This window comes from Staphylococcus canis, assembly GCF_016238445.1.
Classification (GTDB): Bacteria; Bacillota; Bacilli; order Staphylococcales; family Staphylococcaceae; genus Staphylococcus; species Staphylococcus canis.
The window spans coordinates 1-17,019 of record NZ_JABANU010000035.1 but is presented as its reverse complement, the minus strand read 5'-3'; the positions used below and the strand labels follow the sequence as shown (position 1 = coordinate 17,019).

General features: G+C 35.0%; 15 protein-coding genes and 1 riboswitch. Of the genes, 10 read left to right on the top strand and 5 right to left on the bottom strand.

Annotation, left to right across the window (positions count from 1 at the left end):
* Window positions 1-180: 180 nt before the first annotated feature.
* The gene (gene deoD, locus HHH54_RS10305; protein ID WP_198618725.1) at window positions 181-891 is read right to left on the bottom strand and encodes a purine-nucleoside phosphorylase; all 711 of its coding nucleotides are present in this window, start codon (window positions 889-891) and stop codon (window positions 181-183) included.
* A gap of 253 nt (window positions 892-1,144) precedes the next feature.
* Between deoD and HHH54_RS10300 the strand changes: the two genes are divergently transcribed.
* Together HHH54_RS10300 and HHH54_RS10295 are read left to right on the top strand one after the other, a co-directional pair.
* Window positions 1,145-2,446, top strand: a complete 1,302-nt coding sequence (locus HHH54_RS10300) for a pyrimidine-nucleoside phosphorylase (protein ID WP_198618724.1) — start codon at window positions 1,145-1,147, stop codon at window positions 2,444-2,446.
* Window positions 2,447-2,461: 15 nt separating this feature from the next.
* Entirely contained in the window at window positions 2,462-2,815 is a 354-nt protein-coding gene (locus tag HHH54_RS10295; protein WP_198618723.1) for a DoxX family protein, read from the top strand.
* A gap of 440 nt (window positions 2,816-3,255) precedes the next feature.
* On the opposite strand, the gene HHH54_RS10290 is transcribed toward HHH54_RS10295, so the two are convergent.
* Window positions 3,256-3,717, bottom strand: coding sequence for an S-ribosylhomocysteine lyase (locus HHH54_RS10290; protein WP_198618722.1), 462 nt, complete (start codon window positions 3,715-3,717; stop codon window positions 3,256-3,258).
* 173 nt (window positions 3,718-3,890) lie between these two features.
* Window positions 3,891-3,995, top strand: a riboswitch (SAM riboswitch).
* Window positions 3,996-4,098: 103 nt separating this feature from the next.
* Here HHH54_RS10290 and HHH54_RS10285 point away from each other — a divergent pair.
* The 3 genes from HHH54_RS10285 to HHH54_RS10275 all read left to right on the top strand — a co-directional run bounded on the left by HHH54_RS10285 (window position 4,099) and on the right by HHH54_RS10275 (window position 7,238).
* Window positions 4,099-5,280, top strand: a complete 1,182-nt coding sequence (locus HHH54_RS10285; protein ID WP_198618721.1) for a M20 family metallopeptidase — start codon at window positions 4,099-4,101, stop codon at window positions 5,278-5,280.
* Window positions 5,281-5,283: 3 nt separating this feature from the next.
* Window positions 5,284-6,471 (top strand): L-aspartate--L-methionine ligase LdmS, encoded by a 1,188-nt coding sequence (gene ldmS, locus HHH54_RS10280; RefSeq protein ID WP_198618720.1) that lies wholly within the window; start codon window positions 5,284-5,286, stop codon window positions 6,469-6,471.
* Between the two features lie 95 nt (window positions 6,472-6,566).
* Complete coding sequence (locus tag HHH54_RS10275; protein ID WP_198618719.1) at window positions 6,567-7,238, top strand: DUF2750 domain-containing protein; 672 nt, start codon at window positions 6,567-6,569, stop codon at window positions 7,236-7,238.
* A 37-nt stretch (window positions 7,239-7,275) separates the two neighbouring features.
* Here HHH54_RS10275 and coaW read toward each other — a convergent pair whose 3' ends face one another.
* Complete coding sequence (gene coaW, locus HHH54_RS10270; protein WP_198618718.1) at window positions 7,276-8,073, bottom strand: type II pantothenate kinase; 798 nt, start codon at window positions 8,071-8,073, stop codon at window positions 7,276-7,278.
* Between the two features lie 88 nt (window positions 8,074-8,161).
* Window positions 8,162-9,754, bottom strand: a complete 1,593-nt coding sequence (locus HHH54_RS10265) for a BCCT family transporter (RefSeq protein WP_198618717.1) — start codon at window positions 9,752-9,754, stop codon at window positions 8,162-8,164.
* A gap of 144 nt (window positions 9,755-9,898) precedes the next feature.
* Between HHH54_RS10265 and HHH54_RS10260 the strand changes: the two genes are divergently transcribed.
* The 4 genes from HHH54_RS10260 (at window position 9,899) to glpT (ending at window position 15,083) form a co-directional block, all read left to right on the top strand.
* On the top strand, window positions 9,899-10,759 hold the full coding sequence (locus HHH54_RS10260) for a GNAT family N-acetyltransferase (protein ID WP_198618716.1): 861 nt from the start codon (window positions 9,899-9,901) through the stop codon (window positions 10,757-10,759).
* Window positions 10,760-10,952: 193 nt separating this feature from the next.
* Complete coding sequence (rpoE, locus tag HHH54_RS10255) at window positions 10,953-11,519, top strand: DNA-directed RNA polymerase subunit delta (protein ID WP_198618715.1); 567 nt, start codon at window positions 10,953-10,955, stop codon at window positions 11,517-11,519.
* A 344-nt stretch (window positions 11,520-11,863) separates the two neighbouring features.
* Window positions 11,864-13,471: a CTP synthase gene (pyrG, locus tag HHH54_RS10250; RefSeq protein ID WP_198618714.1), complete on the top strand. Its 1,608-nt coding sequence runs from the start codon at window positions 11,864-11,866 to the stop codon at window positions 13,469-13,471.
* A 250-nt stretch (window positions 13,472-13,721) separates the two neighbouring features.
* Entirely contained in the window at window positions 13,722-15,083 is a 1,362-nt protein-coding gene (gene glpT, locus HHH54_RS10245) for a glycerol-3-phosphate transporter (protein ID WP_198618713.1), read from the top strand.
* A gap of 59 nt (window positions 15,084-15,142) precedes the next feature.
* Here glpT and HHH54_RS10240 read toward each other — a convergent pair whose 3' ends face one another.
* Entirely contained in the window at window positions 15,143-15,664 is a 522-nt protein-coding gene (locus tag HHH54_RS10240) for a DUF2529 family protein (RefSeq protein WP_198618712.1), read from the bottom strand.
* A gap of 239 nt (window positions 15,665-15,903) precedes the next feature.
* Between HHH54_RS10240 and fdaB the strand changes: the two genes are divergently transcribed.
* A complete protein-coding gene (gene fdaB, locus HHH54_RS10235) occupies window positions 15,904-16,776 on the top strand; it encodes a class IIb fructose-bisphosphate aldolase FdaB (RefSeq protein ID WP_198618711.1) in 873 nt (290 codons plus the stop codon).
* Window positions 16,777-17,019 lie beyond the last annotated feature (243 nt).

Here is a 17,019-nt window from a genome sequence, read left to right as displayed (position 1 = left end):
TAACCAAGTTGCCCGCTTTTGTATTCTTGTAATATTTTAAGTTTGAAATCTAAACTATAACTTTTATTCATAATTAAACACCCCAAAAGTTGAATTTTGTAGGTTCAACTTTTGGGGTGCAGTACATGTCTGACCTCTTTTTTTCGAGTGAATCGGATAATCGATAGTATATTTAGAAAACTATTCAGCAATTTCTAAAGCAACTTCCATCATTTGAGTGAATGATGATTGACGTTCTTCAGCAGTTGTTGCTTCATCACGTAATAAGTGGTCACTTACTGTAAAAATACCAAGTGCTTTTTTACCCGCTTTAATGGCATTGAGATATAAACCTGCTGATTCCATTTCTACACCTAAAACGCCCATATCAATCCATTTTTGATTAAAGTCAGGGTTCGCGTTATAGAATGTATCTGATGATAAAACATTACCTACATGTGTACGTGCCCCAATTGCGTCCGCTTTTTCTTTCGCTTTAACAACCAAATCAAAGTCAGCAAGCGGTGCAAAATGACCAGGAATTTGGAATTGATCAACGTAGTCAGAGTTTGTAGATGCACCTTGCGCGATGATAATGTCATATAAATTCACATCGTCTTGCATTGCACCACATGAACCAATACGGATAATTGTATCCACATCAAAGAAATTATAAAGTTCGTATGAATAAATACCAATACTTGGAATACCCATACCTGAACCCATGACAGATACTTCTTTACCTTTGTAAGTTCCTGTATAACCAAACATATTACGAACTTCATTAAATTGTTCAACATTTTCTAAGAAGTTATCAGCAATATATTTTGCACGAAGCGGGTCACCTGGCATTAAAACAGTTTTAGCAATTTTTTTACCATTCGGTTGAATGTGTGGTGTACCTTGAGTCATAATAACATCTCCTCAATTATTTTTATTAATCAATTTAAAGATAACAGATGACTGCTCAATTGTCGATGATTATTAAGTTTTAAAAAGTTGAAGAAGGAATAAAATAAAATTTATTTCTGATAACACCTTCTATTGCTTATAGATTATTAATGATATAAAACAAAAGGATTTTGATTTACCACAGTATATTCACAGGTTATAATAGACATGAAAGCGTTATATTATTCATTTAATAGAGAAAAGAGGGACCACTATGAGAATGGTTGATATTATTTCTAAAAAACGTGATGGTGAAGCGTTAACTAAAGAAGAAATCAAATTTGTGGTTGACGGTTATACAAAAGGGGATATTCCTGATTATCAAATGTCTAGTTTAGCAATGGCTATCTTTTTCCAAGATATGACTGATGAAGAACGTGCACATTTAACAATGGCGATGGTTGAATCAGGGGACCAGATTTCGTTATCTGAAATAAATGGGATTAAAGTAGATAAACACTCAACAGGTGGCGTTGGAGATACGACGACACTTGTATTAGCCCCATTAGTTGCAGCACTTGATATTCCGGTTGCTAAAATGAGTGGTCGAGGGCTGGGACATACTGGAGGCACAATTGACAAGTTAGAATCTGTAAAAGGATTTAATGTTGAGATTTCAGAAGATGAATTTATTCGATTAGTTAATGAAGATCATATTGCAGTTATTGGTCAAACAGGTAATTTAACACCTGCTGATAAGAAAATTTACGCATTACGTGACGTCACAGGAACTGTAAACTCTATTCCTTTAATTGCATCTTCTATTATGAGTAAAAAAATTGCAGCAGGAGCAGACGCAATTGTATTGGATGTTAAGACAGGTAACGGTGCCTTTATGAAAACAGTTGAAGATGCAAAGCAACTTGCAAAAGCTATGGTGCAAATTGGAAACCAAGTTGGACGTCAAACGATGGCAATCATCTCAGATATGAATCAACCGTTAGGCAACGCAATTGGAAATGCATTAGAATTGAGAGAAGCGATTGATACATTAAAAGGAGAAGGACCTGATGATTTAACTGAACTTGTATTAACACTTGGATCTCAAATGGTTGTACTTGCAGAAAAAGCGAATTCACTTGATGAAGCACGCGAAATGTTAAAAGGTGTTATCCAAAATGGTAAAGCGCTTGAAAAGTTTAAAACTTTCTTAGCGAACCAAGGTGGAGATGCATCAGTGGTTGACGATCCATCTCAACTGCCAACAGCTCAATATCAGTTTGACCTACCAGCACAAACATCTGGCGTCGTATCTGAAATGGTTGCAAATGAAATTGGGATTGCTTCAATGATGTTAGGAGCAGGTCGACAAACAAAAGAAGATAAAATTGACCTTGCAGTTGGTTTAGTGTTGCATAAAAAAGTAGGAGATACTGTCGAAAAAGGCGAATCTTTATTAACGATTTATGCTAACCAAGAAGATGTGGAGCAAGTTAAAGAAAAGTTATATGAAAATATCACGATTTCTGACAAGGCAGATGTGCCAAAGCTTATTCATGAAGTCATCACAAAATAAAGAAAGGATGAGATGATGAAATCATTAGTTAGAAAGATATTAGGTGTAGCATTTTTCATGATTGGAGTTTTACATTTTACAAAAGAACGCCAATTCCGTAATATTGTACCGCACTATTTACCGCTTCGTAAAACAGCGGTACTCATTACAGGTGTATGCGAAATTGTTATTGGTATTTTAATGTTTATGAAGCGACCATCGTATACGTTAAAACATTGGATTATCGCATTTTTATGGTCAGTATTACCGGCTAACATCTATATGGCGAGAAAAGAACTACCACTAGGAGATAAACAACTTCCAAAATCAGCACTCTATGGTAGAATCCCAATGCAATTTGTCTTAATGTACATCATTCGTAAACTTTAAATACTAAGTTAAACGCCTAGCACACGCGATTCTCATTCTGTGTGCTAGGCGTTTATTGATTTTAGATGAACAAGTGAGTTCGCACGCATTTGTAAGAACCACTAACGTCTGGGTATTGAGTATGGTCACTAATCTTTAGAAAAGTGACTCCATCCGAAGTGGTTCTTTAGAATTCAAAGCGCTTCCTCAATGACCTTGGTGATGAACGGTGTTTCGGAAGCAGGATTCTCGACAGAATTCCACGAGTCGCAAAAATTAAAAACCAATTTTTACGCCTCGTTCCATTCTGCTTGAATCCTAACCGCTTCCTTAACAACCTTAGTGATGAACGGCATTTCGAGAGCTGAATTCTCAACAGAACTTCGCAATTCTTCAAAATTGTAAACAATTTCTTGAATTGCTACGGTTCTGTTCGAATTCAAAGCGCTCTCTCAATGACCTTATTCATACACTGTGTGCCATTGGTCTCTTTTGTCTAGGAAGGCTTGTGCGATTTCTTTTGCGCCTTCTAGTGAGTGTGATGCGGCCCAACCGCATTGAACTTCATTGCATGCTGGTACTTCGTCTGCATTTAAGACGTCTTTAATTGTTTTCTCGATGATATTTAACACATCATCGTAGTCGCTGTGATTAATGAATGATACATAAAATCCTGTTTGGCAACCCATTGGACTTAGGTCAACGACTTTGTCAGAGTGATTGCGGATGTTTTCTGCCATTAGATGTTCAAGTGAATGTAATCCTGGCATTTCCATATGTTCTTTGTTTGGTTGTTTGAATCGAATATCGTATTTATAAATTTCGTCGCCATTGACACCTTCCATTTTGCCTGCTAATCGAATGTAAGGGGCAACAACTTTTGTGTGATCTAAATTAAAACTTTCAACGTTCATTTTTGGCATTGAAAATTGACCTCCTTCATAACTTTAATATCATTTTAACATATTTTCAGAGAGATGAAATCTTGTAAACTCGAGTCCTTCACTAAGAATTGATACGTTAAATATTCGAAAATTTAGAAATTTAAATGACAAATGATTAAAAATAAGCTACAATGGTTATTAACTTAATAAAATATTTATCAAGAGTGGTGGAGGGAATTGGCCCTATGAAACCCTGCAACCTCATCGGAGACGATAAAGGTGCGAATTCCAACAGTATATATACTGAAAGATAAATGAATGTTAACGATTGTTATCAGTTTTGCCATCGTAACCACACTTGATATGTTTTACGATGAGGTGCAAAAATTGATAACTTTTTTATTTTTGGAGGTATTAACTATGGTTTCAGTAAGACAGCAAATTTTAGATTATATAGATAACTATCGACTCAATTATCTGGATATGAGTCATCAAATTCATGAAAGACCAGAAATCGGTAATGAAGAAATATTCGCGTCACGTTTATTAATTGATCAGCTTAAAGAAAATGGTTTTACAGTTCAAAAAGATATTGCCGGACACTCAACAGGATTTATTGCTGAATATGATAGTGAAAGAGGAGGTCCGGTTATTGGATATTTAGCAGAATACGACGCCTTACCAGGATTAGGACATGCTTGTGGACACAATATCATTGGTACAGCGAGTGTGCTTGCCGGTGTTGCTTTGAAACAAGTCGTTGATGATATTGGCGGAAGCGTTGTAGTGTTTGGATGTCCTGCTGAAGAAGGTGGAGAAAATGGTAGTGCTAAAGCATCTTATGTTAAAGAAGGTATTTTTGACGATGTAGATGTTGCTTTAATGATTCATCCAGGTAATGAGACTTATCCGACCATTCCGACATTAGCCGTGGATGTGTTAGACATCAAATTCTTCGGTAAAAGTGCCCATGCTTCTGAAAATGCCAGTGAAGCTCGAAATGCACTTGATGCCATGTTAAGTTTCTTTAATGGTGTTGCGCAAATTCGTCAACATATTAAAGAGTCAGAACGTGTACATGGTGTGATTTTAGATGGTGGTCGTGCAGCAAATATTATTCCAGACTTTACACATGCACGTTTTTATACACGAGCCTTAACGCGTAAACAACTTGATATCCTGACTGAACGTGTACATCAAATTGCTAAAGGTGCTGCCATTCAAACGGGATGTCGTTATGAATTTGGTCCAATTCAAAACGGTGTGAATGAGTTTATACGTACGCCGGAATTAGACGAATTATTTGAAAGACATGCCATAGAATTAGGTGAAGAAGTGAGTCACGATGATTTTGGTTTCGGTTCGACTGATACTGGGAATGTAAGTCATGTTGTTCCAACTATTCATCCGCATATTAAGATTGGACCACGTAATTTAGTTGGACACACACATCGTTTCCGTGAAGCGGCAGTAAGTCCAATGGGGGACAAAGCTTTAATAAAAGGTGCGAAGATTATTGCGCTGATGGGAGCGACTTTAATTCAAGATCAAACTTTACTAAATTCAATACAGTCACATCATCAATTATTAAGGGAGAAATGATATATGGAAAAGTTTCCGAAAATGACTATGGGAGAATTATACGATACAGATACAGTGTATACATCTCGACCATCGTATGTCTCTAATCCTTGGCTAGAAACTGATGAGCACCAATCTAACTTTTTAACGGGTAGAGAAATGTTGATTTCAAATTTACCCATGGTTGTACATGAAGCGAGTGTGACAGATAAGCTTGAAACATTATTTAAAATGATCGGACGTACTATTCCAGAAAATGTATACACATTTCACGATCAACAAAGCTATGAAGCCTTACTTAAAAAGTTAGCTTATGACGATAATCGCCATATCTATTTTCAATATATTCATGGGGAAGATATTGTAACAGGTGACAAATATGTTATTGATAAAGATATCTTTTCAAAGTTAAATAATAAATCTAAAATTCCTGAATGGACGAATGGGAAGTACCTCCCAAAACGTCAAGTTGTTCCAATTGATCAATTTGAAGCAGCGATTCAACAATGGGAATTACCATTTGTCATTAAACCAGGTGATGAACATCCAACAGCTGGAGGTTATGGCGTTATGATTTGTTATACTCCAGAAGATGTGGAAAAAGCGAAAGCGCGTATACAAGGTGCAAAAGATGAAACTGAAATGATCATTATTGAAGAGCGTATTGAGGCAGTTGATAATTATTGTGTGCAATTTGCGTTGCATCCAGAACGCGGTATTGTGTATTTAGGAACAGCTAAACAACTCACAAATGAATATGGTTTTTATAATGGTAATACTAACGCGAAAGATGTTCCTGAATATGTGATTGAAGCTGGAAGAGAGTTAATGCAAGTTGGTGTAGATAATGGTTTTGTTGGTGTTGCTGGTTTTGATTTACTTGTTGACGCTAAAGGTGACGTATATGCGATTGACTTAAATTATAGACAAAATGGCTCTACAAGTATGTTGTTGTTATCACCAGTACTTAAAGGTAAGCATCATAAATTTTACAGTTATTTCGCAAACGGTGATAATACACGCTTTTTCAATACAATTGTTGAATTTGTGGAAAGAGGCGTTTTATATCCATTGTCTTACTACGATGGAGATTGGTATCAAGATAAGCACATTAACTCACGTTTTGGTGGCATTTGGCATGCTGATAGCCTTGAGGACATCGAGCAGTTGGAGCGTGAATTTGAAGCGAAAGCAGGTTTAGAACCACATTAAAATATCTTTGTTCTATAAATTTTTACCATAGATTGACGAATTGTATAATCTAGTTTATATTCACAAATAGGTTGAAATTGTAAAGGAGTATCGATATGTCATACAAAAGTGAACGGTTCTACAAAGATATATTAACGCATGAACGCTTCTTTTTCGCGGTTAAAGATAAAAAGATTATTAAGCATCATCATAACGGCAAAGCGCTATTTTGTTTTTGGACAAGAGAGTCACTGGCTAAAGCATACCTCGAAAACTTAAACGTCGATTTCGATAAAATTAAATCAATGGATATTGATCGATTTGCCACGTATGAATTGGATGAAATGTTTGACCATGAAGATGAGGCATTAGTCAATGTCACTGAAGAAGTTGAAGGACACGAAATCAAAATCATCGATGCTTTTGATGAGATTATGTCAGATTTAGACCATATTCGTATAAGAGAATTTGTAGAAGACATTGCTCAAAGAGACACTGTTTATGGTTTAACTAAAAAGGGTTATCAACAATTCATGATGGTTTACGACGAATATGACCATTTTAAACAATCACATTTTGTTCCAGTATGGACGTTGCGCCAACGTGCAGAGAAAGTTGCACACGAAGATTTTGAGTCTTTTGAGTTAATCGATGTCGAAGGACAGGTGTTCGCTGAATGGTTAGATGAGTTGCGTGACGATCATCGTTATGTTGCAATTGATATCAAACCAGGCGTCGTTGGAACGATTGTATCAGCTCAAAAGCTATTAAATGCACTCACAATTTAAAAAAAGCGTTAAGGCATTCGACCTTAACGCTTTTTATTTATAGATATAATGTACCTAGCGCACCAGCGAATGCGCCATTTTCAAGATAGTGGGGTTTGAATCCACGTAAAATGGTATAATTTGTGACGACTTCTTGAAGTAACGGATTATCGTTAAAAGAAGAACCGATATACACAACATCTTCAACGTGATGTTCACGTGCAACATGAATCGCCACAGTAGTTAAACTTTCTCCAACAACACCAATCAATGAAGCGAGTTTATCAGCATCTGTAAAAGTTTTGTCAAGGTTAAGCAAGACATGACCAAAGTTTGCGGCTGTTAATTCACCTGAGATTGGAGGTGTATCATTTTTATAGATATGCTTTACTTTAAGGTCGATGATATCACGATTACCTTTTAACGCAAGTTGTGTTAAGGTTTGATAATCTTTAATTTCTGTTAAGAGATAGCCGAGACCTCGAATCATACCACCACCTGTACCAATTCCACCTACACGACGTTGTCCGTTTGCATCAGATAAGTGAAGTGATGTTCCAGTCCCAACATTTGTAAAAATGTAACGAGAAATTTGTATATCTTGTTCCTTTAATAATATTTCAACACCTTTATCTGCTGCATCAAACTCAATATAGAGTTGAGGTGTTACATTTAAATAACTTGAAAGGACTTTGGCGTTCCCCCCTGTAACGTGAATATCTTGGGTTGGTTGTTGATTTAACCATTGTGCAACTGTTTTAATTTCTGTTGATAAATATGTTTTGTATGTGCGTTCGCCTTGATCTTCTATGACCACTTTGATCAGTGTACCACCAGCGTCGATTCCGATTCGCATGACTTGTCACCTCGTATATTAATTTGCCACTGTTTAGTATATCGATTACATCACAAAAAACAAGATAAAATTTTATGACAATCTTATGTTACATTTCGTTATCATGTTCACGTTCTTCAATTGTTTTTGAGAAATCTTTCTCATCATCAATATGTGTCATTTTAAAGTGTTTAATATGTTCACGTTTTAAAGCATTCATTAATGAAAATACCATTAATAATAATAAGATAGAGAATGGTAATCCCGTTACAACAGATGCGGTTTGTAAACTTGTTAATCCACCTGCAATTGTTAATGCAACTGATATCGCACCGATAAGTACGCCCCAAATCATTTTATGTTTACGTTTTGGGTTTTCTACACCACCTGTTGCCATACCTGAAACGATATGTGTTGTTGAATCGGCACTTGTAACAATGAATGTGAAAATTAAAATAATCGCTAAAGCACTTGTAACTTCATACAATGGAAATTTACTTAGAAGTTCGAAAAGTGCAACGGTATAATCTTTATCTACAACTTTTTCGATACCATCGTTATGTTTTAATGCCCAATTGATAGCTGCTCCACCAAAACCTGAAATCCAAGTAAATGAAATACAAGGCGGAATAATTAAAACACCAATGACGAATTCACGAATCGTGCGTCCTCTTGAAACACGAGCAACAAAGCCACCGATAAATGGAGACCATGATATAACCCATGCCCAGTAGAATACTGTCCATTGTTGAATCCATGAGTTATCTCCTGTATACGGATCAACACGTAAACTGTATTGAACAAAGTGTGTTAAATATTCACTAATTGATACTGTAAATGTTTCAACGATAAAACGAAGATCTCCGAAAATAAAAATAAATATGAGCAATAATGAACCAATAATAATATTTAAATTACTTAGCCATTTTACACCACGGTTAATACCAGTCAATGCAGAGCCTAGGAATATAAGCGTCATTAGTAAAGTAATAAGGATTAATGTCATAGCATTATTCGGCACATGAAAAACATGATTTAAACCACCTGCAATTTGTAAGATACCAAGTCCAATTGAGGTTGCAATCCCCATTACTGTTGCGATGATAGCTAAAATGTCAATAATATTACGGAATGGACGTCGATATGTTTCACCAAATACAGGCTCCATTGCTGTTGAAATCAGACCATCACGATTTTTTCTAAACTGAAAATACGCGACAATTAAACCACTCATCGCAAAGATAGACCATTGAGAAATGCCCCAGTGGAAAAATGTATAGCCCATTGCTAATCGTGCAGCCTCTGGTGTTTGACCATCTACAGTACCTGGAAAAGGCGAATGTAAAAAGTGTGTTAATGGTTCAGCAACACCCCAGAAAACAATACCGACACCAAGTCCTGCTGAAAATAACATACCGACCCATGAAATAAATGAAAATTCAGGTTCTTCATCATCATGACCAAGCTTGAATCTACCATAACGTGAGGCAGCTAATAGAATCAGAAAAATATCGAGGACGAAAACGATGATGAGAAATGCCCAACCAAAATTCAGGGCGATTACATCATAAGTAGTTTGTGCATATTGTCCAAATCGTTTTGGAAAAATCGCTGCGAGTATCGTTAAAATTAAAATAATTGTAAATGAAATCGTATAAACAATATTTCGATTTTTCTTTTTTTGAGTTGTTTCCTTTTTCATAATTTCCCCTTCTTTAATAAATTAAGCGTTATGTAGCGTGTTTCCCACAGTGATAACTTAATGTATTTCAAATTATGTGTTTAAAAAGTATGAAATGGTGTAAAATTTAAAAGAAATAATTAAGCAAGGGAATGGAACACTACAATGGAAAAAAGTAAACGCTTTGATGATATTACTATACAATTATTCGAAGAGCAATACCGAGAAGCATTAAATCAATTTAAATTGAGTGAAAGACAAATGATTTATTCATCTTTACCCAAAGATGTTTTAGATGATGCATTGAATGATGAGAATCGAGAAGCTAACGTGGTGATAAATGACAATGGAGAGGTAGTGGGTTTCTTTGTGTTACATAAACATTATCAACACGAAGGCTATGATACACCTAAAGAAGTAGTCTATGTGCGTTCGTTATCTGTTAATGAAGCATATCAAGGTAATGGTTATGGGACAAAAATCATGATGATACTCCCTGAGTATGTTCAAACAGTATTTCCAGATTTTAACCATCTCTTTTTAGTGGTAGATGCTGAAAATGAAGCGGCTTGGAATGTTTATGAACGTGCAGGATTTATGCATACTGCAACAAAAGAAGAAGGACCTATTGGTAAAGAACGTTTATACTATTTAGACCTTGATTCTAAATACGTTTCATCATTGAAGTTAAAATATAATCCACTTTCAGATGAGAGTCCGATTGATATCGTTAATTTATATTTGGATGAGCAAAAAGTAGGGTTTATCGCAATTGAAGCTTTTAATGAGCGATTAATTATACGTGCCGTTTATGTGTACGATCAATATCGAGATACAGGTATTGCACAAAATGCGTTACGTCAACTTGCGACATATGTTCGACAAAAGTTTGATGATATTAAAGTGATTGAAGTCACATTATTTGGACCTAGACACCGTTTAAAACCATTATTTCAAAAGAGTAATTTCGTTGAGACGCTATCGACAGATGATTTTGTTTCCTTTGAAAAATACATCAATTATTAATTTACAATTCGTCTATTATGAAATTCAGCGTATCATGTGATAAGGTGTTAAAGATGTTGAATAAGTTATTTTCAAAACTGCCATTGCGAAATATATGACAGTCATTTATAATCTATTTTTGTTATACTTTATACATCTTATTATAATTGAACTGATAGACATGATAAGTAAATCTTGAAAGGAAGATGTACTGATGAAATTACGAGATTATACAAAAGAAATGGTTGATGAAAAATCATTTATTAATATGGCCTATACTTTACTTAAAGAAGAAAATAAAACGATGAACCTTTACGATATTATTGATGAATTCAAACGCATTGGTCAATATGAAAATGAAGAAATTGAGAATCGTATTGTTCAGTTTTACACAGACCTTAATACAGATGGTCGTTTTTTAAGTGTAGGTGATAATGTTTGGGGACTTCGTGACTGGTATTCAGTAGATGATATTGAAGAAAAAATTGCACCAACTATTCAAAAATTTGATATTTTAGACGAAGACGATGAAGAAGATGAAAATCTCACATTATTAGGTGAAGACGATATGGAAGGCGATGCAAATATTCCAAATCGTACGGATGATCAAGAAGATTTAGATGATCCTGAAGATGAGCGTGTTGAAGATGAAATCGAGGAATCTGATCTTGTTGTTGATGAAGACGAGGAAGATATCGACGAAACTTATGATGATGAATATGAAGATGATGAAGAATTAGAAGACGATGATTTAGAAGAAGACGATGATGATCGTTATTAATTTAAAAAATCAGAGTAAAGTTTATTGACTTTTAATGACAACGTGATAGAATTTTATTCGGGCTCCTTATAAAAGGACGAATAAATGAAAGCGTACGTCTGAGGTTGGTTATCATTTAGATAATCTGACCTTTTAGAAGAATAGAAACAAATTTGAGGTTGACGCAAGTTATAGTATTAACGATAAAACTACCCAAATTGACGTTCACGTTCCCCTTACAATAGTCACATTGTGAGTGGGAACATTTTTTATTTTATGTCACGATTCATCTCACAATAGAAATGGTTCAACCACCCCTAAACGTCATGAGACATTTTGATAAATCATACGAGGAGGCATTTTGAATGACAAAATTTATATTTGTAACAGGTGGCGTTGTATCATCTCTTGGTAAAGGGATTACAGCCGCATCACTTGGACGTTTATTAAAAGACAGAGGATTAAAAGTCACAATACAAAAATTTGACCCTTATTTAAATGTAGACCCGGGTACAATGAGCCCTTACCAACATGGTGAGGTGTTTGTTACAGATGACGGTGCTGAAACTGACTTAGATTTAGGACATTATGAGCGTTTTATCGATATTAACCTTAATAAATATTCAAATGTAACAGCTGGTAAAGTATACTCACACGTGCTTCAAAAAGAAAGACGTGGAGATTACTTAGGCGGTACAGTTCAAGTTATTCCGCACATTACAAATGAAATTAAATCGCGCTTACTTCTTGCTGGTGAAAGTACAAATGCGGATGTTGTGATCACTGAAATTGGTGGAACAACAGGGGATATTGAGTCATTACCATTTATTGAAGCAATACGCCAAATTCGTAGTGATTTAGGTCGCGAAAATGTAATGTATGTGCATTGTACGTTACTTCCTTATATTAAAGCAGCTGGTGAAATGAAAACTAAACCAACACAACATAGTGTAAAAGAATTACGTGGTTTAGGGATTCAACCTGATTTAATCGTTGTACGTACGGAATATGAAATGGGTCAAGAGCTTAAAGATAAAATTGCACTATTTTGTGATATCGACAAAAGAGGTGTTATTGAATGTCGTGATGCGGAATCATTATATGAAATCCCATTACAATTAAGCCGTCAAGATATGGATGACATCGTGATTGAACGTCTTGGATTAAAAGTTGATCGTGATGCTCAGTTAGATGAATGGAATCATTTATTAAATGTTGTGAATCATTTAGAAGGTAAAGTGACGATTGCTTTAGTTGGAAAATATGTTTCATTACAAGATGCTTATTTATCAGTAGCAGAATCTTTAAAACATGCGGGATATCAGTTTATGAAAGATATTGATATTCGTTGGATTGATTCAAGCGAAGTAACAGATGAAAATGCTGAAGCATATTTAAGTGATGTTGACGGTATTTTAGTACCAGGCGGATTTGGATTCCGTGCAATTGAAGGTAAAATTTCAGCAATTAAATATGCACGTGAACACAATATTCCATTCTTTGGCATTTGTTTAGGAATGCAACTGGCGACTGTTGAATATGCACGTCACGTTGTAGGTATGCATGATGCACATTCTTCAGAGTTAGATCCTAACACACCATTCCCTGTTATTGATTTATTACCTGAACAAAAAGACATTGAAGACTTAGGTGGAACACTACGACTTGGTTTATACCCTTGTACAATCAAACCAGGTACATTAGCAGAATCAATTTATGGTAAAAATGAAATTGAAGAACGTCATCGTCATCGTTACGAGTTTAATAATCAATATCGCGAACGTTTAGAAGAGGCAGGTATGACTTTCTCAGGTACAAGTCCAGATGGGCGATTAGTTGAAATTGTTGAGCTTAAAGATCATCCATTCTTTATCGCAAGTCAGTTCCATCCTGAATTCTTATCTCGCCCAAATCGTCCACAACCGATATTTAAGGCTTTTATCGAAGCTGCAGTTAATTATCAAAATCAGTAAATACTGTATGACTGTTTAAAGCTATAACTTAATGTATCAGGACTGGCTCTGTCTCTGGATAGGGTCAGTCTTTTCATAATGTAAATGTTTTGAAATATAGATAGTCATATAAATGTATACAAATTAAGGTTAATAAATATAAAGATTTCAACTAAATAGAGTTTATAAAAAATAGATTGACATTGTTTTAAATCAGAAATAGAATTGTGATTAAGTGGAAATATTTAAAATTAACCAAGGGGGTATTAATGTGTTACGCTTTTTGAAACCACCTCAGGCTACGGAAAGAGTGGCAGATAGTAAGGTGGATGATACATACAAAAAGTTACGTTTGCAAGTCTTTTTAGGTATTTTTATCGGATATGCAGGTTACTACTTATTACGTAAAAACTTCTCTGTTGCAATGCCTTATCTCTCTGAAGAAGGATTTTCAACTGGGAGTTTAGGGGTAGCCTTATCTGCAGTATCCATAGCTTATGGTATTAGTAAATTTGTCATGGGAACTGTGAGTGACCGGAGTAATGCGAAAGTCTTTTTAACACTCGGTTTATTATTAAGTGCACTTATTAACTTACTTATTGGATTCATCCCAGCAATGACATCTGGTATTTTAATTATGTTTATTATGATGTTCTTAAATGGTTGGTTTCAAGGAATGGGATGGCCGCCGTCAGGACGTGTGCTTGTACATTGGTTTAGTGTGAGTGAACGTGGTAGTAAGACAGCAGTATGGAATGTTGCACATAATGTCGGTGGCGGTTTGATGGCCCCTCTTGCCACATTAGGAATATCAATGGTAGGGGTTTTTGGCTTTAGTTATTTAAAAGGTTATGAAGGTGCATTTATTTTACCAGCACTTGTCGCTATAGTAATAGCGATTATTGCCTTTTTCCTCATTCGAGATACACCTCAATCTGTAGGGCTTCCTGCAATAGAAGTGTACCGTAATGATTATCCGACGAAAAATAAAGAAACATTTGAAACTGAATTAACAACTAAAGAAATTTTGTTCCATTATGTATTAAATAATAAGTGGATTTGGATTATTGCAATTGCAAACATATTCGTTTACTTTGTTCGTTATGGTGTATTAGACTGGGCACCATTATACTTAAGTGAAGAAAAACATTTTGATGTTAGCAGTTCAAGTTGGGCTTATTTCTTATATGAATGGGCAGGTATTCCGGGTACGATTGTCTGTGGATGGTTATCAGATAAAGTATTTAAAGGACGCCGTGGTCCAGCAGGCTTTATTTTCATGATTGGGGTTACAATCGCTATTATCGTGTACTGGTTAAATCCAGCAGGTAATCCATTAATTGATAATTTAGCCCTAGTTACAATTGGATTCTTAATTTATGGTCCTGTAATGTTAATTGGATTACAAGCATTAGATTATGTTCCTAAAAAAGCAGCGGGAACAGCAGCCGGATTAACAGGTCTTTTTGGTTATTTAGGTGGCGCTGTAATGGCAAACATTATCTTAGGTTACGTTGTTCAATTCTTAGATTGGAATGCAGGATTTATACTGTTAACAGTAATTAGTATTCTTGCGATGATTAGTTTCTTATTTACGTGGAACAAACGTGGTCAAGAAACAGTTCATTCATAAAAATAAAAAAGCTAGATGGGGTAAGTTCACCATCTAGCTTTTTTATGTTGTGACTTACTTTATAAGTCTAAATCTCTAATCATTTCAACCATTTGTGTGTATATTTCATGATAAATGTAACTAAAGGCAATAATATGAGGTGTAACAACTTTATCAAAATCTTCAGTATAAACAATAGGACGTGGTGTAGATAAGTCGATGAAATGCACTAAGTGGTCAGGTAATGTCACCTCTTTCGGTTTATTAGTAATGATAACGATATCACGATCCTCTTCTAAAAGTCTTTCTAAATCTTTTTGGACGGTTTCATCGTAATAAGGACTAAAAAGTAAAACGCGATCTGTACTATCTAAATCTGTAAATGAGTTAACTTGTGCTAGAGTACGGCTAGATTTTAATTTTTCAGATCCCTCAGTAATATAGGTTTCAAAAGGTTTTAAATCTCCGTAGCCTTTTACATAAACATGACCTTCACCACCGATTGCTTGAATCAAACTTTGCGCAGCCATTTGAATATCTAAATCTTGTGCTTCTAAACGATGGAAAATACCGGTTAGCTGGGTCGTTAGCATTTTTGACATAATTAAAACTCCTTTGATTCATTCTGAATATCATTGTATCGCAACTTATTGTAGGGGATTCAGTATAAATAATCAATGTGTATTAGCTGTCAATATATGAATACGTTTTCATATTCAAAATTGCGATATTTTTCACAATTCATTTAAAAATAAAAGGATTAAACATGCATCGTCAACTAAATTTTGTTATAATTTAAATTGTAAATAATCGTGCTATATGCACTATAGGAGGAACTTTCATGCCTTTAGTATCAATGAAAGAAATGTTAATAGACGCAAAAGAAAATGGTTATGCAGTAGGTCAATACAATCTGAACAATTTAGAATTCACACAAGCAATTCTTCAAGCTTCACAAGAAGAAAATGCACCAGTTATTTTAGGTGTATCTGAAGGTGCTGCACGTTATATGGGTGGATTCTACACTGTAGTTAAAATGGTTGAAGGGTTATTACACGACTACAATATTACTATCCCAGTAGCGATTCACTTAGACCACGGTTCAAGCTTTGAAAAATGTAAAGAAGCAATTGATGCTGGATTTACATCAGTTATGATTGACGCTTCTCATGAATCATATGAAGACAACGTTAAAATTACATCTAAAGTTGTTGAGTATGCGCATGAACGCGGTGTATCTGTTGAAGCTGAACTTGGTACTGTTGGTGGCCAAGAAGATGATGTTGTTGCTGATGGCGTAATTTACGCTAATCCAATTGAATGTCAAAACTTAGTTAAGGAAACAGGTATCGATACACTTGCACCGGCACTTGGTTCAGTTCATGGGCCTTATAAAGGTGAACCAAATCTAGGCTTTAAAGAAATGGAAGAAATTGGTGCGTCTACAGGCCTTCCGCTTGTTTTACATGGTGGTACAGGTATTCCAACTCACGATATTCAAAAAGCAATCTCATTTGGTACAGCTAAAATTAATGTAAATACTGAAAACCAAATTGCTTCAGCAAAACGTGTACGTGAAGTATTAGAAAATGATAAAGAATTATATGACCCACGTAAATATCTTGGACCAGCTCGTGAAGCAATCAAAGAAACTGTTATCGGTAAAATTAAAGAATTTGGTACTTCAAATAAAGCAGATAACATTAAAGGGTAAGATACGCCTTAAAATAGCATTATAAACAAATGTTGTTAATAAATTGTTGAATTAAGTAAGCTAAGTAGGTTAAAGCGAGTTAAGTTATAACGCTTTAGTCTGCTTAGCTTCTGTTTTGGTTCTATACTTTTAACGGTTGGTGAAATATTCACTAGCCGTTATTTTTTAGTTTTTAATATAAAAACGGCACAAATACCTCTATAATTGTAAGTACCAACAAACTAATTAAGGAGAGATATTTAT